Origin of the sequence: Achromobacter sp. SIMBA_011 (assembly GCF_046535435.1) — a bacterium.
In the GTDB taxonomy this organism is placed as follows: domain Bacteria; phylum Pseudomonadota; class Gammaproteobacteria; order Burkholderiales; family Burkholderiaceae_B; genus Achromobacter; species Achromobacter dolens.
This window is the reverse complement of the sequence record NZ_JAWRWN010000001.1, coordinates 204,957-229,823: the sequence shown is the minus strand read 5'-3', so window position 1 is coordinate 229,823 and position 24,867 is coordinate 204,957. Positions and strand designations below refer to the sequence as shown.

At 65.5% G+C, this 24,867-nt stretch carries 16 protein-coding genes and 1 pseudogene; 6 read left to right on the top strand and 11 right to left on the bottom strand.

Going from position 1 to position 24,867, the window contains the following annotated elements:
• The first annotated feature begins 92 nt into the window (after nt 1-92).
• The 3 genes from SB816_RS01070 to SB816_RS01060 all read left to right on the top strand — a co-directional run bounded on the left by SB816_RS01070 (nt 93) and on the right by SB816_RS01060 (nt 11,478).
• Nucleotides 93-10,169, top strand: coding sequence for a hemagglutinin repeat-containing protein (locus SB816_RS01070; RefSeq protein ID WP_410546415.1), 10,077 nt, complete (start codon nt 93-95; stop codon nt 10,167-10,169).
• A gap of 7 nt (nt 10,170-10,176) precedes the next feature.
• Complete coding sequence (locus tag SB816_RS01065) at nt 10,177-10,590, top strand: hypothetical protein (RefSeq protein ID WP_410546414.1); 414 nt, start codon at nt 10,177-10,179, stop codon at nt 10,588-10,590.
• Nucleotides 10,591-11,046: 456 nt separating this feature from the next.
• Nucleotides 11,047-11,478 carry a hypothetical protein gene (locus tag SB816_RS01060; RefSeq protein ID WP_175143528.1) on the top strand — a complete coding sequence of 144 codons (432 nt, stop codon included), beginning with the start codon at nt 11,047-11,049 and terminating at the stop codon, nt 11,476-11,478.
• Nucleotides 11,479-12,550: 1,072 nt separating this feature from the next.
• On the opposite strand, the pseudogene SB816_RS01055 reads toward SB816_RS01060, so the two are convergent.
• Together SB816_RS01055 and SB816_RS01050 are read right to left on the bottom strand one after the other, a co-directional pair.
• Nucleotides 12,551-12,948 (bottom strand): annotated as a pseudogene (locus SB816_RS01055) (type II toxin-antitoxin system VapC family toxin).
• Nucleotides 12,945-13,097, bottom strand: coding sequence for a hypothetical protein (locus SB816_RS01050; RefSeq protein ID WP_155755596.1), 153 nt, complete (start codon nt 13,095-13,097; stop codon nt 12,945-12,947). The pseudogene SB816_RS01055 and the gene SB816_RS01050 overlap by 4 nt, the downstream one beginning before the upstream one ends.
• Before the next feature lie 226 nt (nt 13,098-13,323).
• Between SB816_RS01050 and SB816_RS01045 the strand changes: the two genes are divergently transcribed.
• Complete coding sequence (locus tag SB816_RS01045; protein WP_410546413.1) at nt 13,324-13,710, top strand: YkvA family protein; 387 nt, start codon at nt 13,324-13,326, stop codon at nt 13,708-13,710.
• A gap of 13 nt (nt 13,711-13,723) precedes the next feature.
• Here the strand turns inward: SB816_RS01045 and SB816_RS01040 are convergent, their stop codons facing one another.
• The 6 genes from SB816_RS01040 to SB816_RS01015 all read right to left on the bottom strand — a co-directional run bounded on the left by SB816_RS01040 (nt 13,724) and on the right by SB816_RS01015 (nt 18,824).
• The gene (locus tag SB816_RS01040; protein WP_410546412.1) at nt 13,724-14,425 is read right to left on the bottom strand and encodes a hypothetical protein; all 702 of its coding nucleotides are present in this window, start codon (nt 14,423-14,425) and stop codon (nt 13,724-13,726) included.
• 12 nt (nt 14,426-14,437) lie between these two features.
• Complete coding sequence (locus tag SB816_RS01035; RefSeq protein WP_410546411.1) at nt 14,438-15,070, bottom strand: LysE family translocator; 633 nt, start codon at nt 15,068-15,070, stop codon at nt 14,438-14,440.
• Nucleotides 15,071-15,109: 39 nt separating this feature from the next.
• On the bottom strand, nt 15,110-15,634 hold the full coding sequence (locus SB816_RS01030; RefSeq protein ID WP_054504350.1) for a DUF4189 domain-containing protein: 525 nt from the start codon (nt 15,632-15,634) through the stop codon (nt 15,110-15,112).
• Between the two features lie 8 nt (nt 15,635-15,642).
• Entirely contained in the window at nt 15,643-16,233 is a 591-nt protein-coding gene (locus SB816_RS01025) for an isochorismatase family cysteine hydrolase (protein WP_064527475.1), read from the bottom strand.
• 106 nt (nt 16,234-16,339) lie between these two features.
• Nucleotides 16,340-17,245 carry a hypothetical protein gene (locus SB816_RS01020; protein WP_410546410.1) on the bottom strand — a complete coding sequence of 302 codons (906 nt, stop codon included), beginning with the start codon at nt 17,243-17,245 and terminating at the stop codon, nt 16,340-16,342.
• 247 nt (nt 17,246-17,492) lie between these two features.
• Complete coding sequence (locus SB816_RS01015; protein ID WP_410546409.1) at nt 17,493-18,824, bottom strand: PLP-dependent aminotransferase family protein; 1,332 nt, start codon at nt 18,822-18,824, stop codon at nt 17,493-17,495.
• 114 nt (nt 18,825-18,938) lie between these two features.
• Here SB816_RS01015 and SB816_RS01010 point away from each other — a divergent pair, with 114 nt between their 5' ends.
• Nucleotides 18,939-19,706, top strand: coding sequence for a sulfite exporter TauE/SafE family protein (locus SB816_RS01010; protein ID WP_020925688.1), 768 nt, complete (start codon nt 18,939-18,941; stop codon nt 19,704-19,706).
• A 69-nt stretch (nt 19,707-19,775) separates the two neighbouring features.
• Nucleotides 19,776-20,837 (top strand): YwqG family protein, encoded by a 1,062-nt coding sequence (locus tag SB816_RS01005; protein ID WP_410546408.1) that lies wholly within the window; start codon nt 19,776-19,778, stop codon nt 20,835-20,837.
• A 58-nt stretch (nt 20,838-20,895) separates the two neighbouring features.
• On the opposite strand, the gene SB816_RS01000 is transcribed toward SB816_RS01005, so the two are convergent.
• Genes SB816_RS01000 through SB816_RS00990 form a run of 3 tightly spaced genes read right to left on the bottom strand, consistent with a single transcriptional unit; the run spans nt 20,896 to nt 24,845 of the window.
• Nucleotides 20,896-22,548, bottom strand: coding sequence for an AMP-binding protein (locus SB816_RS01000; protein ID WP_410546407.1), 1,653 nt, complete (start codon nt 22,546-22,548; stop codon nt 20,896-20,898).
• Nucleotides 22,549-22,557: 9 nt separating this feature from the next.
• Nucleotides 22,558-23,622, bottom strand: a complete 1,065-nt coding sequence (locus tag SB816_RS00995) for a phosphotransferase family protein (RefSeq protein ID WP_175167296.1) — start codon at nt 23,620-23,622, stop codon at nt 22,558-22,560.
• The gene (locus SB816_RS00990) at nt 23,619-24,845 is read right to left on the bottom strand and encodes an acyl-CoA dehydrogenase family protein (RefSeq protein ID WP_006389424.1); all 1,227 of its coding nucleotides are present in this window, start codon (nt 24,843-24,845) and stop codon (nt 23,619-23,621) included. Before SB816_RS00990 ends, SB816_RS00995 begins: the two co-directional genes overlap by 4 nt.
• Nucleotides 24,846-24,867 lie beyond the last annotated feature (22 nt).

Sequence of the window (24,867 nt, the reverse complement as noted above, 5' to 3'; positions counted from 1 at the left end):
CGATCCGTGGCGGGTGACGGGATGTGGGGGTTTCCGCAGTCATCAAGACGATTGCGACGCCCTCCCTCCAAGCCGCCTTCAACCGAGTACGAATGATGTCCAAGCTCCGTTCCCTGATGGCGTGGTCCGTGGTCTTCACGCAGGTCTGGTCGCCCGTGCTGGCGCAGACGCTGCCGATCTCGGTGGACAGAAGCGTGCCTGGCGCCAGGCCCTTCGTGAGCGTCAGCCATGGCGTGCCGGTGGTCAATATCGCGCCGCCTTCGGCCGGTGGCGTGTCGAACAACCGCTACACGCAATTCAACGTCGGCCCGTCCGGCGTGGTGCTCAACAACAGCGGCGGCGCCAGCCCGTCGCAACTGGCCGGGCAAGTGGACGGCAACCCCATGCTGGGCAATCGGCATGCGGGCACCATTCTCAACCAGGTCACCGCGCCCAATCCGTCGCAATTGCTCGGCACGTTGGAAGTGGCTGGCAATCGGGCCAACGTCATCGTCGCCAACCCGGCAGGCATTACGTGCAATGGCTGCGGATTCCTGAATGCCGACCGGGCCACGCTGACCACCGGCAAACCCCGCGTCGGGCCGGACGGTGGCATCGGCTTTGACGTGGCGGCAGGCCGGCTTGGCATCGAGGGACAAGGCCTGAACGGCGTGAACCTGAGCCAGGTGGACCTGATCGCGCGCACGCTGGAGATCAACGCGCAGGTCTGGGCGAACCGGTTGAGCGTGACGGCCGGCGCGTCGCAGGTCGACTATGGCACGGGCGCCGTATCGCCGCAGGCGGGTGATGGCCCAGCACCCGGGGTAACGCTGGACACGGCCGCGCTGGGCGGCATGTACGCCAACAGCATCCGTCTGATTGGCACCGAGGCCGGTGTGGGGGTGAACATCGGCGGCAATCTGATGGCGCTGACGGGCGATTTGCAGGTCAATGCCGCCGGCGACGTCCGCATTGCGCCGCGCGCCACCGTGCAGGCAGCGGGGGATCTGCGCGTGGAGAGTGGCGGCGACCTGGCCGTGCAGGGCGCGGCGCAGGCGACAGGCGCGGTGGCGCTCACCGCCGCAGGTAAAGTCGCGGTGTCGGGCGCGGTCGGCGCGGGCGCGGCGCTGGACGTGGACGCGCGCGGCGACGCAACTGTGGGCGCACAAGGCAGCCTGCGTACACAGGGCGCCTTGCGTGTAGCCGCCGGCAGGGACCTTTCGCTATCGGGAAGCCTGCTGACGTCGGGCCAGGACGCGCGCGTGCAATCTGGCCGCAACCTGACGGTGGCCCTTCAGACGGCCGTGCCGCAACCCGCCCAGGGCGTAACCACCGATAGTGGTGCCGATGCCGCAGCGCAGGCGGATGCGCAGTTGGGCAAGCCGTCCGACGCGCCGGCCGACTCGCGCGGCGGCGTATCCCTGGTGGCCGGCGTGGTGTCCGCAAAGGATTACGTCACGCTGCAAGCGGGACGCGACCTGGTACTGCCGCAACAGGTGTACGCGTCGGGGACGTTGCTGACCCAGGCCGACGGTAACTTGACCCTGGAGGCCGGCACGCAATTGCAGTCGACCGGCAACGTCACGCTACGAACCGGCCGGGATGCATCCTTGGGCGGGGCCGTCCTGACCGACGCGGCGTTGAGCCTGACAAGCGGCAACGATCTGGCGCAGGGTTCGGCGGGCAAGCTGCAAGGCAAGCAGGTGCGGGCCACTGCGGGCCGCGATCTCACATTGGGCGGCGCATTGGTGTCCGCGGCCGATCTCCAGGCGCGGGCGACACGCGATACGCGTGTGGACGGAACGCTCAGTGCCGGTGGATCGTTGGGTATGGACGCCGGACGCAATCTACGTATCGGCGCCACCGGGCAGGCAGACGCATCCGGCAAGGCGCGCCTGCTCGCGGCAGGCGATTTATCGGTGGCCGGCGCGACGCGCGGTGACATGGGCATGCACCTGGAGGCCGGCAGCCAGATGGACTTGGCCGGCACCGCTGCGTCCGCCAACGGGCCCCTGGATCTGATCGCCGGAAAAGGTATGAACCTGTCTGCCGACAGCCAGACGCTGGCAGGTGGCGTATTGCAAGCACGCGCGGGCAGCACGCTGATGGCCACCGGCACTATGACATCGCTGGGCGACCTGATACTGGAAGCGACCAATCAGCGCCTTGCGGGGCAGCACTTCGCCGCCGGCAACCTGATCATTCAGACGCCCGGCGGCCTGACCACCTTGGCGGGATCGCGACAGCAGGCCAATGGTTCGATCCTGGCACGGGTAGGGACCGGGACGCTGGCGGGCACGTTGGTGGCGGGTCAAGCCGCGACGTTGCGAGTCGAAAGGGACTTGACCGTGGACGGCACGGTATTGGTGGACACGGGGGCGCTCAAGGTCAGCAGCGGCGGCGCCTTGACGCTGGGTGGTGCGAGTGCGCTGCAGGCCGGCGGATCATTGCAGGCGCAGGCCAGCGGCAAGCTGCTGGCGAACGGCTCGATTTCCGGTCTGCGGGACATCATCCTGACAGTTGGCAAGAACGCGGAGTTGAACGGCAAGACCGTCGCCAACGGTACCCTGCGCACCGAGGCGAACGATGATCTGACCGTCGGCGAGACGGGCCTGGCCCAGGGCAGCGCCAAGCTGCTGCTGAGCGCGGGCCAGGACCTGCGAATCGCCGGCATCGCGGGTACCGCCAAGGGCACCGGGTCTGGTGCGAGCCTGGGTACGTTGCAAGCGCAGGCGGGCCGCGATCTGTTCATCACCGGCGCGGCGACCGCCGGCTCGCCCGTTGTCCTGGGCGCGCGGCGCGACATCCGTGTCGCCGGCATCGCGACTGCGCTGGCGGGCGGGCTTACGGCTGACGCGGGCGCAAACCTGGAAGTCGCGGCAACCGGCAGGATGCAGGCGTCGCAGAACCTGAACGCGAGTGCCGGCGCCCAGTTGGACGCTGATGGCGTCATTGCCGCCGGCGGCGGCCTGACGCTTGCCGCAAAAGGGGACGTCCGCGTGGGCGGTCTGGCGGCTGCGCTGGGCGGGCGCGCAGCGGGCGATGCCTCTCTCACGGCTGGGAGCGATGTCGTCGTCAAACAGGACGGGTCGTTGCAGGCCGCCGGTACGCTGACCGCCAACGCGCGGCGCTCCCTGTTCGTGGCGGGCGCCCTCAGTTCCGTGGGAGACATGCGGCTTGCCGCCACGCACGACGCGCACTTGAACGGGACCACCGCCACCGACGCGAGCCTGACGCTGACAGGCCGTGACGTGGCGGTGGGCACGGCCGGGCTGGCGCAAGCTGGCCGCACGTTGAACGCTTCAGCATCAGGGGCACTGGAAGTGGCTGGCCGCATGCTGGCGGGCGGCTCGCAATCTTTGATCGCGGGCGACACGCTCAGCATCGAAGGCACGGCCGTCGCCTTGCAGGGCGATCTCTCGCTGGCCGCGCGGCGCGGCGACCTCGCGCTGCGCGCCGCCTCGCGGCAGCAGGCGGGCGGTGGGCTGACGGCTCAAGCCGGTGGTGCGCTCACCGCGATGGGCTCGGTGGTCGCGCAACACGGCATGACGCTGCACGCGGGCACCGACGCAACGCTGGGCGGCCTCGCCGCGACGCAAACGGGCGATCTCGACATCCATGCCGCCGGCGCACTCAGCGCCACGACGGACGGCCGCTTGCAGTCCGGCGCGGCGCTGGACCTGAGCGCGGGCGGTGCGCTGGGCAACGCCGGTATCGCCACGGCAGCCGGGCGTGCCAGTCTGAAGGCCGGAACCACGCTGGACAACACGGGCTCGGTGCTGGCTGGCGGCGATCTGATCGCCACCGCCGCCAATCTGCGCAAACAGGGCGGCGAGCTGATTGCGACGAGCGATGCCGAGATCGAGCTTGGCGGAAATCTCGACAACACGGGTGGGCGGATTGCCGCAGCGGGCGCCGCGCGTATCGCGGCCGCCGCCATCGCCAACCGTCGCGGCACGCTGGCCGGGCGTGATGTGACCATCACCGCAACCTCCTCCCCCGCCACCACGAACGCGGTGGATAACCACGCAGGCCTGATCCAGGCCGACAACGCGCTGACGCTGCGCGCGGCCAGCCTCGATAACGGCGGCACGTTGACCGCGGCTGGCGATCCCCCCAAGGGCGTGCTGGGCAAGGTGCTCGACATTCTGGCGGACCGGGTGGGTAACCAGACGGGGTCCGTGCAAGCGCGCGAAGATCTGACGCTGTCCACCCAGGACCTGGACAACACCGGCGGCGAAATCGCCTCCCAGGGCAATGCGCGAATCCTGGCCGACCGGCTGGACAACGCCGGTGGCAACCTGCTGGCGGACAAGCGCCTGACGGTCGTCACGCAGGTTCTGCAAGGATTGGGGACGTTGCAGTCGGCGGGCGATCTGTCGTTCCAATACGCCGGCTCCCTGAACCAGGAAGGCGACATCGCCAGCGGCCGCGATCTTGCGCTGTCCGTGGGCGGCGACATGGACAACCGCGCCCGTATCAGCGCCATCCGCGATCTGACCATCACGGCGGACTCGCTGAACAATCAGGCCTCGGGCGAACTGTTGGCCGGCGGCGCCAATGCCATCACGGTCGCGCGCGGCTTGACCAACTCGGGTCTTATCGACGGCGGCTCGACGCGCATCGCCGCGGATCGCTTGGAGAACACCGGCCGGATCTATGGCGACACGTTGTCCATCCAGGCGGGCACGCTGGTCAATGGCGCCGGGGCGGGCGGCGGCGCCGTCATCGCCTCGCGCGGGAACATGAATCTCGGAGTGGCATCGCTGACCAACCGCGACCATGCTCTGATTTACTCGGGCGCCGACCTGCGCATCGGCGGCGCGCTGGATACGCACGGCGCGGCTATCGATCAGGCCGCCTCGCTCTTGAACGCCTCGGCCACCATCGAGGCTGCCGGCGATGCGCACATCTGCGCGGCGCGGATCGATAACCAGAACACCCAGTACACCAGCGGCATGGTGAAGGTGGCCGAGCAGAAAAAGGTCTATGCCAAGCCATGGAATTCCGGCGTCATGTACGACATGGCGGACAACTGGGTCTGCGACTCGGTCACCAAGCTGTGCAGTCAGGATCCCCGAAGCTTCATGGACGACGACGCCGAGCGCATGCTGCTGCTGCCGTCCGACCAATATCCGGCATCGCGCTACGGGCCGCAGTTCGATTACACGCCAGGTATTCGCAACAAGCACGGGCATATTCCGGTCACGCCTATCCGGGTTCCCCAATTGGACCGCTGCGCCCTGGAGGGGAGCGGCCCGAAGTGTTCCCGGCCCAAGAAATTCGGGAGCGGTAGGTTCGGGAGCTCGGGGCCGTCCTACGCCTACCGCGTGGATGCGAAGATCTGGCAGGTTTTCGACGTGAAGCCGCCGACAGGCCCGGCGCCGCAGTGGACGCCGCGCTACTGCGGACGCGATGGCCGATGCATTGCCGAGGAGAACGCCAGCCGGGAGGCCTACAAGCGCGCGTTCGCCGCTTACCAGGCGCCCTTCCTCGAACTGAATACCCGCATCAACGCATTCAATGCGGACTTCCAGCGCCATCTGGTCGATGACTTTACCTACTACTACCTGGATGAAACGGTCACCGAAACGCGGACGCTGAGCTCCGATCCCGGCAAGATCCTGGCCGGCGGCGCCATGACACTGGCCGGCACTGTCGTCAACGATAAAAGCCAGATTGCGGCGGGCGGCGCACTGTCCGTGCAAGGTCCGGCGATCCAGAATATAGGAGCCGGCGGGGTCCGCATCACGACGCGCGAGGGCACGCAAACCCATACCTATCCGGGCAGAAAGAACCACCGCAAAGAAAACCAATCGCGTTACCGGCGCACCGCAAGCGAAGAGAGCATCGAATTGCCGGTGGGCGCCGCAGGCGGCAACGCAGTGGTGTCACTGAGCGGCAAGACGCCGGGGGCCAGCGGCATCCCCGCACCCGGCCCCGTGCAGGTGGCCAGTGTGGACCTGCCCGGTGGCAACACGGTGCGCGTTGTTGCCAATCCCGCGAGTATTCCCGACAGCCAGCTCTTTGCCGTCAACGGCAAGCCGGATGCGCCGTACATCGTGGCTACCGACCCGCGTTTCGTTGGCCAGCGTCCGTTCGTGTCCAGCGATTACCTGCTGGACTTGTTGCGCCAGCCCGGCGCGGCGCCGGACACCACTATTGGCGCTGCGACGACAGGCAAAGCGTCGTCCGACGCGCGCCCGCCGGATTGGGACGCCCTGTTTCCCGCAAGCGCCGGATTCCTGACGCCCACGGGCCAGCCCAGACGCCTGGGTGACGGGGTCTACGAACAGAAGCTCGTGTCTGACCAGATCCTGGCTTCCTCGGGGCAGCGCTTCCTGGAGAACTACAGCGATTACGACGCGCAATACAAGGCGCTCATGGCCGAAGGCGCGCGCTTCGCCCAGCGCAATGGCCTGAAGATCGGGGTGGCGCTGAGCGAGGCGCAGCAGCGCCTGCTGACCACTGATCTCGTCTGGCTGGAGGAGGAGTCGATCACACTGGCCGATGGCAGCATCGGGAGCGTGCTTGTCCCGAGGGTCTATCTGCTGGTGCGGCCGGACGATTTGAAAGGCGACGGCACGTTGATGACCGGACGCAATGTCGAACTCGCGGCCCAAGGCGATATCGCCAACAGCGGCACCCTGGGCGCGCGCGTGGCGCTCGTGATGGGCGCGGCCAATATCGTCAACCAGGCGGGCGGGCGCATCCAGGGCGGGCGGATCGATCTGGCCGCGCGCGAGGACCTCACCAACCAGGTATCCAGGATCGTGGGCAAGACGGTTGCGCTCTTGGCCGGCCGCGATATACGCCTGACATCGACCGCCGCCAAGGAGAACCACGGCACGACCTGGGGCTCGTACCTGACCGGCATCGCGCGTATTGACGCAGGCAGTCTGGACATGCGGGCCGGGCGCGACCTTGCCTTGACGGCGGCGCAGCTAGCCGTCCAGGACGACGCGCGCCTGCAGGCCGGACGCGACCTGTCGCTGACCGCCCTCACCCAAAGCCATGGCGAAACCAATGTGCGGGACGCGCGCAATCGCTACGAGTTTCGTAGCAGTGAGCAGACCGGCACGACAATCGCCGCGGGTGGCAACCTGGCGTTGGTTGCCGGTCAAGACGTCATTGCGCGCGCGGCGGACGTCACCGCGGGCAAGCAACTGGCCGTCGATGCGGGCCGTGACATCCAGATAACCGCTGGCGAGCGGACGCTGTACGCGTATGCCGAAAGCCATAACAAGGAGCGCGGCTTTCTGCGATCCAAGTCCACCCACAAGATTCAGTCGGTGGACCAGATACTGGCGCAGGCCGCCACCTTTACTGGCGAAACGGCGGTATTGGTGGCTGGCCGCGACGCGAACCTCATCGGCTCGAACGTCGTTGGCGACCGTGACGTGCACATTGCCTTGGATAGGGACTTGCAGGTTCTGGCCAAGAGTGAAACCTACAAGGACTACCAGTACGAAAAGGTCAAGCGGTCGGGCTTCGGTGGCGGCGGCGGATTCAGCATCGGCTACAGCACGCAACAGCGCACCGATTGGATGCGCGGCGCCAGCGGGGGCTATTCGGCCAGCACGGTGGGCAGCGCGGGGGGCAACCTCGGTATCGATGCGGGACGCAATGTCAATGTCATGGCCAGCAACCTGCTGGCCCAGGATGGCAACATTTCCGTGGCCGGCAGCAACGTGGCGATCCTCGCCGGTGTCGGCGACGCGCGGCAACACGAATACCACGAGCTCAAGCAGTCCGGCCTGACCATCGGCGTGGCTGGCGGCATGCTGGGCGCGGCCCAGCAGGTCCAGGGAACCTTGCAGCAAGCCGGCGAGGCCAAGGATGGCCGCCTGGCCGCCGTCAAGGTCGGGCAGGCGGCCTATCAGGCCGTGCAGGCCAATCGGATGATGGACGCGGCGAAGGCCGACAACGCAACGGCGGCGCGGAAGGAAGCCGCCAGCGCCCAGATCCAGATCAGCCTGGGCGCCAGCAAGTCCGTCAGTGAAACCCGGCGCACCCAGGACACCGCCTTTGCCTCGTCCGTCATGGCCGGGGGCGATCTTTCCCTCATGGCCCCGGGCGAAAAAGACGCCGCCGGCACGGGCAACGTGTCCCTTATCGGCAGCGATCTGACCGGCAGGAACGTCCTGCTGGCGGCCACCAATGACTTGATGCTGCAAAGCCAGGCCGAGACCGCCACCGAAGTCTCCACCAGCAAGAACAGCGGCTGGAAGGTCGGCGTCGGCATCGGCGTGTCCGATAGCGGTAGCGGCGGCGGCATCAACATCTTTGCCAGCGGCTACGTGGGCAGTGGCAAGGCCCACGGCAACGGCACGACCCATCGCGAGACGCAGGTCAGCGCGCGAGACAACCTCGCGCTGCTTTCCGGGCGCGACACCCTGCTGGAGGGCGCCCAGGCGCGGGCCGACCGCATCCGCGCCGATATCGGCCGCAACCTGACGCTGGCGAGCCAGCAGGATTCAGACCGCTACGACGCCAGGCAAAAGCAGGTCAATGCCGGAGGGAGCTTCAGCTTTGGTTCGATGACAGGCAGTGCCTATCTGGGCGCGAGTATCGGCAAGACCAAGTCCAACTACGACAGCGTCGTCGAACAGACGGGGCTGTATGCGGGCGCGGGCGGTTACGACATCCACGTGGGCAAGCACACGCGATTGGATGGCGCGGTCATCGCCAGCGACGCCGATGCGGCGACAAACCGGCTGTCCACCGAGACGCTGGGATTCCGCGATATCCACAACACGGCGCAATACAAGTCGACCACGGTCGGCATCAACCTGGGCATGTCTGGCGCGTTCGACAAGCCAAACAAAGGCGCCGCGCTGGGCGCCGGGCCATCGGGGTTGAGCTTCGCCAGCACCAGCGGCAGCGAAACGGGCACGACCCGCGCGGCGGTGTCGACTGGCACGCTGGCGGTGCGTTCGGACGCGAGGACGGGGCGCGATAGCAGGGCCGGGCTGAGCCGGGATACGGCCGGGGCGAACGGCAGTATTGGGAAGATCTTCGACAAGGACAAGGTCCGCGAGCAACTGGAGTTCCAGCAGGCGTTTGGGCAGCTGGGGATGCAGATTGCGGGGGATGTATTAAAAGATCTGGCGAAGAAGGATCCAGAGGTCTGGGGCGAGGGAAAAAAAGGGGCGATAGCGTTGCACGCCGCCGTGGCAGGGGTTGGAGCCGCTTTGGGAGGAGCGAATGCTGCTGGTGCCATAGCAGGAACTATGGCGGGCGATCTTGCGAGTGATTTGGTCAGGGATGAAATCGCACGCGCTGTCGCTGGCCTTCCGGTGGAAACGCGCAATCAGGTTGCCAAGATAATAACAAGCGTGGTCGCCAGCGCCGCTGGAGGTGTTATGGGCGGATTAAGTGGTGCTGGAGGGGCCGCTGTAGCTGATAGCTTTAACCGTCAACTCCATGTGTCTGAACTGGAGAGAATAAAAATTGAGGCAAATGGTGATTCGTCCAAGGAGCAGCGTTTAATAAAGGCCGCTTGCTATGAGGTCAAATGTTGGGCCGAATTTCCAGAGGGCAGTCCGCTGTTCAATCAAAATTATGTTAGTGAGGCGGAAATTATGAAATATTCACAAGAGCATGCATGGGTAAAATCAATGCAGGCACTGGGAGATTTTAGTTATTCTGGGTATACGAGCTTTTCCGATTCGGTCAAAGCGCTTTCTGGAATGTCGTCCCCTTATGGAAAATTGGCTTGGCAAGGTGAATACATTGGGGCTTCTAAAGCGCCGCAATGTGGCAATGGTAACTGTGATTGCCAAGCTGGAATTCCATATGGCCGACCCGGCAATGAGTACAGCCGTCCTGATTACATGACCGCGCAAATCGCTGCGCTTGGGTTGGCTACTTCAATAACGATAAATTTATATGACGGGAAAATTTACTTTGCAGGTAGTGGAACCGTGCCAGTGTCTGCCGGTGCAAACTTGATGTTTGGCTCTATAGCAGAGAACAGAAAACTAATCGCTCGTGAACGAGCCGATATAGTTAATCGTTATTTAAAAGGTGCTAGTGTTCAAGGTTCCTATTGCGCAGGCCTTTGTGTCGGACTGAATCGCTCGATTGGGGGCGCTACATCCGTCGAAATGGGGGTTGGAACTCCTGGGCTGGGTGCTGGTGTCGGATACGGAAATGACACGGGTGTTCGGTTGCCGTTCTTGGAGTAGAAATCTAATGAAAATAAAAATATCGCGCGGATTGGTTTTTTTCTGGATCTTTTTTTGGTCGATGTCGATGATCTATATGATCTTTAGAATCCCCAGAGACGTCGTCGGTATCTCGGAAAAAATGAGTGATCTAGTTAACTTGGTGAAACTAGAAAATGGGGCGGTTTTGTCAGAAGATAGATTTGTTAAACCTGGGGCGGTGGTGCAAATATTTTTGGAGTTTTCGGCATCTGGCTGGTCTGCGAATGTCAGAGCAAGAAATGAGGGAATTTTTGAAAGCATAGGCGCGGTTTATATCTCCATGCCAGGGAGAAATATATTTTGTCGAGGGCGGGAGCAGTACGAAATTAAGGCGCCAGAAAATAATGGATTTGCGACATATTCCATATTCATGGAATACCCAGGATCCGTATGTGATTGATGCTCAAATTCGGACGAGCTATAGCTTTGCTTCTCGATGCTTCGCCGCATTTAAATTCAAGTCATGTCATTGTCTCCTGCGAATTGGTGAATGCCCAAAATTCAAATATACCAATTAAGCTATGGATAAATTTACAGAAATTATGCGTCGTATTTTTATACGTGATGACAACCTTGTGCCCGTATGTAGATATTTATTTGCAATATGTGGTGGCGCTCTTTTTTTTGCAGATATAAAACTTTGGAATACTGGCTGGATTTGGTATGTCGGCTTTGCTGTTGCCTTGGTGGGCGGGTATTCCGCTCGGGCGGCCCAATTGAAGATTCGTCCCTTTTCTTCTGCACCCTATCCGCGAGGATGGCTAAAGTCGAGGCGGAATAAGCGGTCGGCGGATGAAGATTGATATATCTTCCGCCATTTCCCGGATGATTATGTTCAACCGATTGGAGGGTTGTAATGAAGTCATCCGTCGATTCGGAAGCTGCGGTTGGAGAAAAGATGGTCGACGCGCCCTGGCTTGATGCGCTCAAGAAGGCACTTATTTCCACTGGTCTTGATTCTGAAGACCTTTACGCGTTGCTAGAGGCTTCTATAGTTACAGAGAAAATTAATTTTCCTGCGTTTATCTATGACGCCTCGCACGGATTCGGCTTCACTGTGAGCGAAGGTTTTTCCTATTCTCTTGATCAGAACTGGGACGATCCGGAGAGTTTCAACGAGGTTAGCTTTTTCTTGGGCGAAATGGAAACCTCCAGTATTTCCGTGTCTGACTACGTATCTCTTATGAAAATTGCTGCTGATATTTATTCAGCCTTCTTTCCTGATGAAGGGAATGGTGTTCTCAGATCTGCTGAAAGACTAGAAGAGCGGTATTCAAGGAGACTCTAGATCGAGGTGAATCGACGTTCAGGCAGCAGTCGGAACGGCGCCTACGTGGTTGGTGGCGGAGTTGTCCTAGCTGTGAAAGGGCTGGTGCAGTTGTTCCGGATGGGGGCATTCTATTCAACGAGCTTGGTGAATATCTGAAGGCTAGATATGCAGATTAAAACGAATTCGATTGTTGATGTGGTTTATCGAATTTTAGTGAAAGAGGGTAATGTGGCCCCTGTTTGCCGCTACTCTTTGTTAATTATTGGGGTGGCCGTAATTTTTTTGATATCAAGATCTGGAATACGGGTTGGATTTTTTATTTAGGCCTTGTATTTGCGTCGGTTGGTGGGTACTCGGCACGGGCGGCTCAGTTGAATATCCGTCCCTTCGATCGTGCGCCTTATCCACCAGGGTGGCTGAAGGCCAGAAAGAAAGAGCGAATGGATAAAACAGTCAAAGATAATGAGAGGCATTGAATCATTTGACGTCAAAAGCGCCGATTGCAAGGGTCGTTATTGTGCGTTGGCGCGTAAAGGCTATTCGAATGGAGTTCGGGGGAAGTAAGGTGGAGTTTTATAATTTGATCATTGCTGAAGGGAATTTCAAGCGCTGGTTCGCAGGTTGCTAATGTGCGTCGGGGTTGCCTTGATCCTGCTTGGACTGAAGTTTAATGTTTACATCTTGGCATTGGTCGGCGTGGTAATCGGAGCTTTAGGAATGTATGCAGCGAAGGCGTCGATGCTATGCATCAAGCCATCTGCTGATCGCCCCAAGGTGCAGTCAAGGTATGGCGTTGACAATTCTGATACGCCATAGAACGCGAAGCTGAAGTTTGGCCAGAAAGCGATGAATGAGCCAAGCGGCCCACGCGCTCCGTTATTTCAAGGACCGGCGAAAGAAACTGATGTCTGAGGATTGCCAATGGGGGGAGCAGTTGGGCAGATCGACCCTCAACGCCTCCAAGGCTGGTGGAGGGGTGATCTAGCCTTGAATACGGCCGAAGTGGCTCCGTCGAATGGAGCTATTGCAGATTGGCGGTATGGGAACGCGTGGTCTCGATGCTGTAAAAGAACGAGACGATGTGCTCGATTCAAGCCAGCCAGTTTTCCACGGCGAGTCCGGGGATACGTTCGAATTCCCGGGTATTACCCGTCACTAGCGTCAGCCCGAGCGTGCAAGCGTGCGCGCCTATCCACAGATCGTTTGCGCCAATCGGCCCGCCAGCGGCTTCCAGTTCAGCGCGCAGGCTGCCGTACTTAATGTCGACGGGCACATCCACGGGCAGTACAGGGAGCGCGCCCAGCAGGCTTGCGACTTTCGCTTGCAGCTTCGCCGACCCCTTTGGCGCAGCCGTAGCGCAGTTCCGCCGCGACGACGGCACTGGTGAAGATCACCTTTGGGCCTACCCGTTCGATGTGGCGGGCCGCCGGGCCGTTGGGATCACGCAGCAGCGCACTGATTGTCGGTGTCCAGCAGATAACTGTTCACAGGACGTCTTCCGATTTGAGCGGCGCGTCGGCGACGTCTGGAAATTGGTCTTCCGCCCCAAGCGGTTCGTCCTGTCGCCATTTGGCCAATAATTCCACGATGTCGCGTGGGTCGTTTGCCGGTTCAATAAAGAGGGATTGGTCTGGCATGGTGGTCGTCTATCGTCGGCCACAAACGCTGCAACCGACTTTTGCAGTCGATTGAAGGTAGCACCAGGGTTGCTCATCCCACATAGCCACCGGTCTGATTTGCCACGGATGTAGATCAGACCCCCTGCACAAACGCCAGCCTATATGGATCGCCCGACTGTGGTTTTATCCTTCGGGTTATCAACCTGGAATTCATCGCCGTTCCCCGAGCCGCAGAGCCCATCCCATGTCAACCCGCGACCGCCTCAAAACCTGGGCCCGGCGCATCAAGCGCGATGGCCTGACCCTCTGGTTCGCCGGCAAGCACCCCCGCACGCCGTGGCACGCCAAGGCGCTGGGCCTGTTCGTGGTGGCCTACGCGCTGAGCCCGATCGACCTGATTCCCGACTTCATCCCGGTGCTGGGCTATCTGGATGACGTGCTGTTGCTGCCGGGCCTGATCTGGCTGGCCATCAAGTTGTTGCCGCCAGATGTGCTGCGGGAATGCCGCAACCAGGCGGACGCGTGGATCCAGGCCAAGCGCGATAAGCCGCGCAGCCGGGTGGGCGCGGTGGTGATCGTGGTGTTGTGGGTGGCGGTGGTGCTGGCAGTCGGCTACTGGCTATGGCGCTGACGCGGCACGCGCTTCAATCTTCCAGAAATCCCAGCGTGCGCAACTCCGCGATCGCGCCCAGTTCCTCGTCACGCCGCTTCTTCGGCGCACCCATTGATGCGGCCAGCAGCATGGCCGGCCGGTCGGATTCGTCGAAGCCGCGCAGCACACTGTCGGCAACGGGAAAGGCCTTGGCGAAGCTCGCATCCAACACCTGCTGCCCACGATAGCGCCCGCGCTTGTCCAGGATCACCTGCGTTTGCGGGTCGCGCCGGATCAGGTGCAGCGGCACGCCTTCGCAGCGCAGCCCCAGCAGCCTGGCGTCGCTGATGTCCAGCGCCCAGTCGGTTTCGGCATAGAACGCGGCGCGGGCGGTCTCGAATTGCCGCAGGCGATCCGCGTCCGTGCAGAAGGCTTCGGGCGTCAGGTTCAAGTTGATCTTGCCGATCTTGCCCTTCAACGTGACCCGGCGAAAGAAGGCGGCCCACACTAGCAGGATGGGGTTGGTGGACAGGTCTTCGACCACCACGTCCTCGAACACGCACGGCTTGATCTCTGAATTCACGACGCGGCATTGCGACAGCGTTACGTTCCGCACGCGCGACATGCGTTGCGGATACTTGACCATGGATAGGCCGCAGTTGTCGAAGGCGCAGTTGTGCAAGTGCAGGTCGTGGAAGTGCGCGTTGCCCTTGTCCAGGGCCATGCGGAATTCGTGGCCTTCGATCTTTTGCATGGAGCGTGCGTGTCAGTTGCGGCTGGCGGTGGCCAGGCGCAGCGCCAGCGCCAGGAACACCGATCCCAGCACGTACTGCGGCCAGCGCGACAGGCGTTGGCGGCCGGCCCAGCGCCGGCTGAGCTGGTGAGCGGCCAGGATGACGGCGCCGTTGATGAACAGGCCGATGACGTTGAGGATGGTGGCCAGCACCAGGATCTGCAGGGCCACCGAGCCGTCCTGCGGGCGCACGAACTGCGGGAACAGCGCCAGCACGAACAGCGCCATCTTGGGGTTGAGCAGGTTGGTCAGCAGGCCTTGCAGGAAGACTTCGCGCACGGGCGAGCGGGCCCGGGCGGCATCGGGCACGTGCGACACGGGGCGCGAGCGGAACGCGCGCACGGCCAGGTACAGCAGGTAGAGCGCGCCGGCGAAGCGCACCGCGTCGTAGGCCATGGGCACCGCCACGAATAGCTGCGACAGGCCGAAGGCCGCCAGCAGCGCGTGGCAGTAGGTGCCGGCCTGGATGCCGGCCAGCGAGGCGAAGCCGGCGGCCCTGCCCTGCGCGGCGCTGCGAGAGGCGATCAGCAGCATGTCGGGGCCGGGCGTCATGGCCAGCGCGACGCAGGCGCCGCCAAAGAGGACGAGGGTGGCGGGGTCGAGCATGGAAGGTCCTTCGAGGGATGCGGGCCGGCGAGACGCCGATTATTGAGCCGGCGGGGGCAGGCTGCAACCGGTGTAGAAAGCCTGGCAACTGGCGCCAGCGCCTTTCTCGCAGCTTTCCAGGGCGCGCATGCGGGCCAGTTCCTCGCTGGCGGCGGTGGCGGAATTGACCAGCACGCCGCTGCCTTGGGGCGACGGGCCGTAGGCCACGGCCACGCACTGGTCGTGATAGGTGGTGTTGATGACGCAGCGCGCGCCGCCCTTGGTGGCGCATTGGCCCAGCGCGTCTTTTTCGGCCTTGGCTTTGCTGGCCCGGTCGGCCGAGATGCCGATCGCGCCGGAGAGCGCGTCATAGGCCACGGCGCCCCAGCGCTGGGCGTCGCGCGATACAGGGGTGGACGCGCCGCCCGCGGCGGGCGCGATCTCCACGGGGATCGGCACGCATTGCTGGCCGGGCGTGCCGACGCTGGGCGCGTAGCCGTCGGGGCAGCCTTGTTCGGCTTGCGCCACGGCGGCGTGGGAAAAATTCAGGGCGATGGCAAGGGAGGCAATGATCAGGGTACGCATGGGTCAACTCATTGGTTCGATAGGCCGCCCAGCAGGGACAGGGCGGCGTCCAGCGACAGCACGGTCGTGCGGGACTCGAAAGCGGTCGCGAACAGGTGGTCGTGCACGACCGGGTCGGGGTCGTAGCAACAGTCCTTGACGGTCAGGAGGCGGTAGTCGGCGTCGCTGGCGTGGGCGATGGACGACAGCATGACGCCGGTGGACGCGACGCCCACCATGATCAGGGTGTCGATGCCCTGGGCCGACAGCCGCGGTTGCAGGTCGGTGCCGAAGAACACACTGGCGCGGTGGGCCAGGATGATGGGTTCGTCGTCGCGCCGGCCGAGTTCGGGCGAGACGCGGTCATGCACGAAGCGGCCCAACTGCCGGATGCCCTGCCCGTTTTTGTTGAGCGGGCTGACTTCCGGGTAGCCGGGACTGAAATGGATCTTGGCGAAGTAGACGCTCACACCGGCGCGGCGGGCGGCATCGCATAGCTGCCGCGTGTTGGCCAGCAGCGTGGGGGCGACCGACGGGAACAGGTCCATGATGTCGGTCTGGTAGTGCATGACCAGCAGGGCGCTGCGCGCCGGGGTGATGGCCAGGGGCTGGGAGGTCATGGTTCGCTCCGTGAAGAGGGTCTGCATGACCTGTCAGTGTAGCGGCAGTCGCGGGACGGGTTGGGCGGGGCGGCGGCGCGGGCCGGCGCGCCTGCCGCGTCATCGTTTACTTCTCGGTGTACTTCTTGCCGGCTTCGTCGTAGACGTAGCTGACCGCGTCGGCGGGGCCCAGTTTGCGGGTCTTGCCCGGGCCGGAGATTTCGGTGCCGCTGGGGGTGACGGTCAGGCGCGGCATGTCGCTGCCGTTCTGCGCGGTGAAGGTCAGCTTGCCGGTCTTGGCGACGCAGGGCATGACGTCGCCGTCGGCGCAGGCGGCGCTGTTGTCGTCGCCGGTGAGAATGCTGCCCAGGTAGGTCCAGACCTTGTCCTTGAGCTCGTCGCGCGGGCCGGGATTGAAGACGAACAGGGCGTAGCCTTCGAAGCTGGTGCCGTTGTCAAAGCCCTGGGTCGGCACGGCCAGCAGCAGCTTGCCTTCCGGGGTGCGGTAGTCGAGCGGCTTGCGGCTAGTGTCGACGGCTTCAGCCCGTTCGTAGGCGCCGAACATGCCGATGGTGTGCTCCATGCCGCGGAACTTCCAGGGGCGTTCGGCGGTGGAGCCGGTCAGGGTAAAGGTGGCTTCGGCCAGGTTGACCTGGGTCTCGGGGCCGGCTTCGTCTTCGCCGGGCTTGCCGTATTTTTCGCGGGTGTCCCAGGTGAAGCCGGTGAAGTATTGCGTGCCGTTCAGTTCGAAGGCGTGGCCGAACCAGTAGGTGGCGACGCTGCCGTTGGCGACTTCGTACGAGTCGGCGCCCTTGCCGTCGATCTGGTAGATGGCGTACATCACCGTGGGGGCATCGGGCGGGGTGACGGCGGTGGCCTGGGCGGCGGCGGGCTTGGGAGCGGCCGGCTCGGCGGCGTGGGCCGCCAGGGCGCCCGGGCTGGCGAACGCGGCCAGCGTGGCGGCAAACAGGCCGGCGAGCGTGGCGCGCAGCAGCGGGCGGGGGGACGGGCAGACGTTCAGACGCGTTTTCATGTCGGACTTGTTCTCATCGGTCTTCGGTAAGCGCACGTGGCGCATGATGCGGCGCCATCTTAGTGGCCGGCCGGGGCTGGCGTCGGACAGCAATTTGCCAATTGTGTCCGACTGCAAGGCCTGCGCGCAGGCGCGTCGATGGCACGGGCGGAAAAGCAACAGTGGGCGCATCCGGCAAGGCGGCCGCCTGGCGTTCCCGCCGGGGATGGCGAATCGCCCTTGCGCGTTGCGGAGGCCTTCCCCCCCCCTACCTGTCCGTCCGGTCCGCCACCACCCGCGCTACCGCTTCCAATGCGCGCCGCAAGGCGTCCAGGTCCACCGAGCCCAGCGCCAGCCGGATCGCGTGCGGCACGTGTGAGACGGCGAAGGGATGAGCCGTGGAGACGGCGATGCGTTCGCGCATCAGCGCCATGGCGATGGCATCGGCGCGCACTTCCGGCGCCAGCGGCAGCCAGACGAAGTATGACGAGGGATGGGCGACCGGATGCAGCGGCCCCAGGATCTGCGCGGCGATGCGTTGGCGCTGCGCGGCATCGCGGCGCTTCTCGGTCTCGAGCCGCCGCACGGTGCCGTCTTCGAACCAGCCCTGGACGATGGCCGTGAGGGTGGCGGGCGTGTTCCAGGTGGTGGCGCGGATGGCGCGTTCCAGCTTGGGAATCCAGGCTGGCGGCGCGCTGACCGAGCCGACGCGCAGGCCGGTGGCGACGCTCTTGGACAGGCTGGATACGTAGAGCGTCGCCTCGGGCGCGAGGGCCGCCAGCGGCGGTGGCGCTTGCGCGGCGAGGAAGGCGTAGGCGCCGTCCTCGATCAGCATCAGGCCGTGGCGGCGCGCCAGGTCCACCAGGTTCTCGCGCCAGGCCAGGCCGGCGACCCAGCCGAGCGGGTTGTGCAGCGTCGGCATGGCGTAGACCGCGCGGACGCGGCGCCGGCGGCAGAGGTCGGCCAGCGCATCCAGGTCCATGCCGTCGTCGGCGGCGGGCACGGGCGCCAGTTCCAGCCGCGAGAATTCCGCCGCCAGCTTGAAGCCGGGGTAGGTCAGCGCGTCCACGGCCACCACGTCGCCCGGTTCGAACAGCGCCATGGCGGCGATGGTCAGGCCGTGCTGCGCGCCGCTGACGAGCAGGGTCGAGGCGGCGCTTGCCGTAAGGCCCCGATGGGCCAGGTGCGCGGCGGCGGCGGCGCGTTCGGGGGCGCTGCCGCCATGCGGGCGGTAGCGCAGCAAGGCATCGGCGTCGCCTTTGGCGGCCAGTCGGCGCAAGGCGCTGCGGTACAGCGCGGCCTGGCCCGGCAGGGTCGGCGAATTGAAGGTCAGTTCGGTGGTGTCGTCGTTCCAGGCGCGCAGGTCGATGCCGTGGCCGCGCGGCAGCGCCTCTTTGACGAAGGTGCCGCGGCCGGATTCGCCGCTGACCAGGCCCATGGTCTGCAGCTCGGCGTAGACGCGGGTGGCCGTCATCAGCGCCAGGCCTTCGCGCGCCGCCAGTTCGCGGTGCGTGGGCAGGCGCGTGCCGGGCGGCAGGCGGCCGCCGCGGATGTCGGCCGCCAGTTGATCCACCAACTGCTTGTAGCGCGACGCGGGCATGGCGAAAGCGTATCCAGGACGATTATTTTGATGGGCAGATTATCCGGCCTAGGATGGCGTCACACAACGCCGCGCGGCGGCGTTTTTCAATGTCTGCTTCTGTCTTGCCGGGCCATGGATCTGAATTTCTACGTTGTTGCGATGTCGCTGCTTGCCGTCGGGGTGATCGGTTTCATGAAGGGGGCGTTTGGCGGCGGGTTCGCCATCATCGGCATTCCGCTGATGGCGCTGGTGATGGACCCGATCACGGCCGGCAGCGTGCTGGCGCCGGTGTTCGTGGCGATGGATCTGTTCGCCCTGCGCTACTGGAAGCCGCGCACCTGGTCGCGGCCGGACCTGGCGTGGCTGGTGCCGGGATTGCTGGCGGGCGTCGCCGCGGGCTATGTGGTGCTGCGGCAGGTCGACCGCCATTTCGTCGAGGTGCTGATGGCCGTGACGACGTTGCTGTTCGCCTGGCTGTGGTGGCGCGGCGGCGCATCGGTGACGGCGCGGCCGCGTTCCAGCGGCAAGGCCTTGCTGGCGGGCGGCGCGTCCGGCATCACGACGATGGTGGCGCACTCGGGCGGGCCGCCGCTGGCCATGTATCTGTTGCCGCTGGGCCTGTCCAAGGAAGTCTATGGCGGCACCACCAGCATGTTCTTCACCATCGGCAATCTGCTCAAGGCCGGCCCGTGGCTGGCGGTGGCGGACCTGTCGCGCGGCTACTGGAGCTTGGTGGCCATGAGCCTGCCGGCGGCGTTCGTGGGGGTCTGGGCGGGGTGGCGGCTGCATCACCGCTTGAACCAGGCGCAGATGTACCGGCTCTGCTACGGGCTGCTGGTGGTGACGGCGGTGAAGCTGCTGTGGGACGGCATCGCGGGGTACGTCATGGCGCCGTCCTAGAATGGCGCATTCGGCGGCGACGCCCGCCCCACTTTCGCCAGCGCGCCGCGCCCCAGGAGGATTGCCGTCATGGACTTCACCCCGTTGCCTTCGGACCAGGACGCCCTGCGCCGTTCGCTCGACGCCACCGATCTGCCAGCCAGCGTGATCTCCCGACTGCTGGAACAGGCGCGTCCCGCGCTGGTGCTGGCGACCACCGCCCGCGAGGAGGACGCGATCCCCCTGGGCGCCAGCAAGATCGGCGGGCGCCCGGACCTGCCGCGTGGCATGGCCTGGCCGACGCGGCCGGCCTATCCAGACGCGAATGGGCGCGCCGCCGGCCATCGCAAGGAGGCCGAGCGCCTGCTGGCGGATTCGAAGAAAAAAGGATCGTGGATGACGCCGGCGCAAGGCGAGCGTTTCAGCGCGGATGCCCGCGCCCGGGCGGATGCGGTGGAAACGGCGTTTCCGCTGACGTTCCTTGGGCAGTTCGATCTGGCCGCGTTGTCGCGGGAAGCGGGATTCGACGCCGCGCTGCCGCGCGAGGGCCGGCTGCTGGTGTTCTACGATTTCCTGGAACAGGCCGAGAGCTTCACTCCGGCGGCTTCGGTGGGTTGGCGCGTGCTGTGGGACACCACGCCCGCGGCGGGACTGGAACGGGCGCCGGTGCCGCATGCGCTGGCCTCGCTGTCGGACGATGAATGGACCTGCGTGTTCCGCGCGGCGCCGGTCTCGGCCCGCACGGTGCTGACGCCGATCGGTGTCGATGACGCGGGCTGGGATGCGTTTGCCCTGGAGGACGACGAGGCCTACGAAAACTACCAGGATTGGCGGTCGCGGTTTGGCACGCCGGACATGGATGGCCGCGACAACCATCAGCTCGGCGGCTATCCACAGTCGTTGCAGAATGGCATGCAGGCCACTTGCCAACTGGTGTCGCACGGCCTGGATTGCGGCGGCAGCGCGGTCTGGCGCAGCGAGGCCGCGCAGGCCCTGTTGCCGGGAGCGAGGGACTGGCGGCTGGTGTTGCAGATCGGCGCCGACCCGCACGCCGGCATTCCGCAGCCGGGCGCCTATTACGTGCTGATGCGCGAGCAGGATATCGCGGCGCGCCGCTTCGATCTGGCGCGCGTCACGTATCAATGCGACTGACGCGTCGCCGGCGAGCCGCTATCGCGCCGGGCGGGCGTGAACCGCCCGGCCCTGTGCGTCATGCGGGAGGCCCGCCGTCATCCAGCGCCGCCGCCTGCTCGCGCAGCACGAACTTCTGGATCTTGCCGGTGGAGGTCTTGGGCAGGGCGCCGAACACCACGGTGCGCGGCGTCTTGAAGCGCGCCAGGTGTTCGCGGCAGTAGGCGATAAGGTCATCGGCGCTGCACACCGCGCCCTCTTTCAGCGTGACGAAGGCGCACGGCGTTTCGCCCCACACCGCGTCGGGTCGCGCCACCACGGCGGCTTCCAGCACGTCCGGGTGGCGGTACAGCACGCTTTCGATTTCCACGGTCGAGATGTTTTCGCCGCCCGAGATGATGATGTCCTTGGCGCGGTCCTTGATCTCGATGTAGCCGTCGGGATGCACCACGGCCAGGTCGCCGGAATGGAACCAGCCGCCGGCGAAGGCGTCGGCAGTGGCGTCGGGGTTGTGCAGATAGCCCTTCATTAACGTATTGCCGCGCAGCATGATCTCGCCCAGCGTGGCGCCGTCGGCCGGCACCGGCCGCATGGCGGCGTCCATCACCCGCACCGCTTCGACGTTGAGCTTGCGCACGCCGATGCGCGCCTTGAGCGCGGCGCGCTCGGCCAGGGGACGGTCGTCCCATTCGTCGTGCCAGGCGCAGCTGATCGACGGGCCGTAGGTTTCGGTCAGGCCGTACAGGTGGGTGACGCCCACGCCCAGTTGCTCCATCGCTTCGATGATGGCGGCGGGCGGCGCGGCGCCGCCGGTCATGGCCTGCACGCGATGCGTGGCGCGGTGGCGGACGTTGGCAGGGGCGTTGACCAGCATGTTCAGCACCACCGGCGCGGCGCAGAAGAAGCCGACCCGGTGGCGGCGGATGGCCTCGAAGATGGCCGCCGGCTCCACGCGCCGCAGGCAGACGTTGGTGCCCGCCAGCGCCGCCAGGGTCCACGGGAAGCACCAGCCGTTGCAGTGGAACATGGGCAGCGTCCACAGGTAGACGGCGTGCGGCGGCATGCCGCAGGCCAGCACGTTGCCGGTGGCGTTCAGGTAGGCGCCGCGATGGTGATAGAGCACGCCCTTGGGGTTGCCGGTGGTGCCCGAGGTGTAGTTCAGGCAGAGGTTGTCCCATTCGTCCCGCGGCCCTTCCCAGGGCGCGTCGGCCGGTTGCGCGGCGAGCCAGGCTTCGTACTCCGCATCGCCCAGGTCGCCGTGCGGGCCGGTGTATTCGCTGTCTTCGATGCGCACGGTGCGCGGCGGTGTGCGCAGGTGGCCCAGCACCTCGCGCACCAGCGGCGCGTATTCGCTGTCGTACAGCAGCGCGGTGGCGCCGCCGTGTTGCAGAATGAACGCCAGCGTGCGCGCGTCGAGCCGGGTGTTGAGCGCGTTCAGCACCGCGCCGGCCATCGGCACGCCGAAGTGCGCTTCGTACAGGGCCGGCGTGTTGGGCGCGAGGACCGCCACCACGTCGCCCCGGCGCACGCCCCAGGCGGCCAGCGCCGCCGCCATCTGGCGGCAACGGTCGTAGGTGGCGCGCCAGCTCTGGCTATGGCTGCCGTGCAGCAGCGCGGCGCGTTCCGGGTAGACGGCCGCCGCCCACGCCAGGAAGCCCAGCGGCGTCAGGGGCTGGTGGTTGGCGGCGTTGCGGGGCAGTGTGTCGTCGGACGCGGATGGCGATGCGATCATGATGCGCTCCTAGTGGCCTGCGGTGGCCAGGCGTGCGGATTCGCGTTGCGCGGCCTGCCAGCCGAGTGCGGCCAGCGGTTCGACGCGCGCGCCCATCTCCAGCGCATCGGTGGCGGCGGCGTTGCCGGCGCGGGCGCGCGCGTACACGCCCTGCAGGATGGCGGCGATGCGAAAGAAGCTGTAGGCCAGGTAGAAATCCCAGTTGGGCGGCGGCGCGATGCCGCGCGTCTCGCAATAGGCGCGCACGAACTGCGCTTCGTCGGGGATGCCCAGCGCCGCCAGGTCCAGGCCGGCGATGCCGCGCCACAGGGACGGCGGGATGCGCCAGCACATGCAGTGATAGGCCAGGTCCGCCAGCGGATGGCCCAGGGTCGACAGCTCCCAGTCCAGCAGCGCGATGGCGCGCGGTGCGTCGGGCGCGAATACCAGGTTGTCGATGCGGTAGTCGCCGTGCACCAGGCGGGTCTGGTCGTCATGCGGCAGATGCTGCGGCAGCCAGTCGATCAGCGCATCCATGGCGGGGATGGACGTGGTTTCGGTGTCGCGGTACTGGCGGGTCCAGCGCGCCACCTGGCGCGCGAAGTAGTCGCCGGCCTTGCCGTAGTCCGCGAGCCCGACGGCGGCCGGTTCCACCGCGTGCAGCGCGGCCAGCACGCGGCCGGTCTCGGCATACAACGCGGCGCGCTCGGCGGGGGCCAGGCCCGGCAGCGCTGGGTCCATGAAGACGCGGCCGCGCGCATAGCTCATCAGGTAGAACGGCGTGCCGACGATGGCGGGATCGGCGCAGTAGTGCAGCATGGCCGGCACGGGCACGGCGGTGCCGGCCAGCGCGGCCATGACGCGGTACTCGCGGTCGATGGCGTGGGCCGAGGGCAGCAGCGTGCCGGGCGGCTGCTTGCGCAGCACGCGCGCGCCGCTGTCATCTTCCAGCAGGTAGGTCGGATTGGACTGGCCGCCCGTCAATGCCCGCGCGCGCAGGCCGCTGGCGTTGCCCAGGCCCTGCGCCGACAGGTAGGCGGCCAGCGCGGGCAGCCAATCGGGGGCGGCGTTGGTGGCGTGATCGGGCGCGCTCATACCAGCGCCTTGCGCGGCGCGTCCGCGTCGTCCCACTGCCAGAACGCATCGCCCTGGTCCATCAGGTAACGCGCCAGCACCATCTTGTGCACTTCGGAGGCGCCGTCCACCAGCCGCGCCTGGCGCGCGTAGCGGTAGATCCATTCCAGCGGCGTGTCTTTGGAATAGCCGCGCGCGCCGTTCAACTGCAGCGCGGTGTCGACCACCTTGTGCAGGGTTTCCGACACCACGATCTTGGCCATGGAGATTTCCTTGCGCGCGAAGTCGCCCTGATCCAGCCGCGCGGCGGCGCGCATGGTGAGCAGGCGGCCGATTTCGATCTGCATGGCGGCGTCGCCCAGCAGCCATTGCACGCCCTCGCGGTCGGCCAGCTTCTGGCCGAAGCTGCTGCGTTCACCGACGTAGTCCACCGCCACTGCCATGGCGCGCCGCGCCAGGCCCAGCCAGCGCATGCAGTGCGTCAGGCGCGCCGGACCCAGGCGGATCTGCGTCAGCTTGAGGCCGTCGCCCACTTCCATCAGGCGGTTCTCGTCGGGGATTTCGAGGCCGTCGAATTCCAGCTCGCAATGGCCGCCGTGTTCTTCCGGGCCCATGATGGGGATGCGGCGGACAATGCGCCAGCCGGGCTGGTCGGCGTCGAACAGGAAGGCCGACAGGCCCTTGCGGGCGTCGTCCGAAGTGCGCGCGATCAGGATGAAATGCTGCGCGGCGCCGGCGCCGGTGATGAACCACTTGCGGCCATGGATCAGCCATTTGTCGCCCTGGCGGGTGGCGGTGGTGCGCATCATTGACGGGTCCGAGCCGCTGCCGGGGCTGGGTTCGGTCATCACGAAGGACGAGCGCACCTTGCCGTCGATGATGGGTTGCAGCCAGCGGTCCTGCTGGTCGGGCCGCGCCACCTGCGCCAGCACGCGCATGTTGCCGTCGTCGGGGGCGGCGGCGTTGAAGGCGGCCGGGCCGAAGATGGAGCGGTTCATCTCTTCGTAGCAGGCGGCCAGGCCCACCATCGGCAGGCCCTGGCCGCCGCGCTTGCGCGGCATCTGCAGGGCCCACAGGCCGGCCTCGCGGGCCTTGGCGCGCACGCGGTCCAGCAGGGCTGCGTCGATGTTCTCGTGGTCGTCGTAGTTGGCGCGGTCGGCTTCCAGCGGAATCAGCTCGCGGTCGACGAAGGCGCGCACGCGCTGGCGGTAGTCTTCGAGTTCGGGGGGCAGCGAAAAATCCATGGCGGGGTCTCCGGATGGGATG

Bases quoted from the DNA above. Each gene is read 5' to 3' on its own strand.
- SB816_RS01010 (WP_020925688.1), top strand. From the start codon at position 18,939: ATGGATCTGAATTTCTACGTTGTTGCGATGTCGCTGCTTGCCGTCGGG.
- SB816_RS01050 (WP_155755596.1), bottom strand. From the start codon at position 13,097: ATGCCAGACCAATCCCTCTTTATTGAACCGGCAAACGACCCACGCGAC.
- SB816_RS01045 (WP_410546413.1), top strand. From the start codon at position 13,324: ATGTCAACCCGCGACCGCCTCAAAACCTGGGCCCGGCGCATCAAGCGC.
- SB816_RS01060 (WP_175143528.1), top strand. From the start codon at position 11,047: ATGAAGTCATCCGTCGATTCGGAAGCTGCGGTTGGAGAAAAGATGGTC.
- SB816_RS01005 (WP_410546408.1), top strand. From the start codon at position 19,776: ATGGACTTCACCCCGTTGCCTTCGGACCAGGACGCCCTGCGCCGTTCG.
- SB816_RS01030 (WP_054504350.1), bottom strand. From the start codon at position 15,634: ATGCGTACCCTGATCATTGCCTCCCTTGCCATCGCCCTGAATTTTTCC.
- SB816_RS01000 (WP_410546407.1), bottom strand. From the start codon at position 22,548: ATGATCGCATCGCCATCCGCGTCCGACGACACACTGCCCCGCAACGCC.
- SB816_RS01020 (WP_410546410.1), bottom strand. From the start codon at position 17,245: ATGAAAACGCGTCTGAACGTCTGCCCGTCCCCCCGCCCGCTGCTGCGC.
- SB816_RS01035 (WP_410546411.1), bottom strand. From the start codon at position 15,070: ATGCTCGACCCCGCCACCCTCGTCCTCTTTGGCGGCGCCTGCGTCGCG.
- SB816_RS00995 (WP_175167296.1), bottom strand. From the start codon at position 23,622: ATGAGCGCGCCCGATCACGCCACCAACGCCGCCCCCGATTGGCTGCCC.
- SB816_RS01065 (WP_410546414.1), top strand. From the start codon at position 10,177: ATGAAAATAAAAATATCGCGCGGATTGGTTTTTTTCTGGATCTTTTTT.
- SB816_RS01070 (WP_410546415.1), top strand. From the start codon at position 93: ATGATGTCCAAGCTCCGTTCCCTGATGGCGTGGTCCGTGGTCTTCACG.
- SB816_RS01015 (WP_410546409.1), bottom strand. From the start codon at position 18,824: ATGCCCGCGTCGCGCTACAAGCAGTTGGTGGATCAACTGGCGGCCGAC.
- SB816_RS00990 (WP_006389424.1), bottom strand. From the start codon at position 24,845: ATGGATTTTTCGCTGCCCCCCGAACTCGAAGACTACCGCCAGCGCGTG.
- SB816_RS01040 (WP_410546412.1), bottom strand. From the start codon at position 14,425: ATGCAAAAGATCGAAGGCCACGAATTCCGCATGGCCCTGGACAAGGGC.
- SB816_RS01025 (WP_064527475.1), bottom strand. From the start codon at position 16,233: ATGACCTCCCAGCCCCTGGCCATCACCCCGGCGCGCAGCGCCCTGCTG.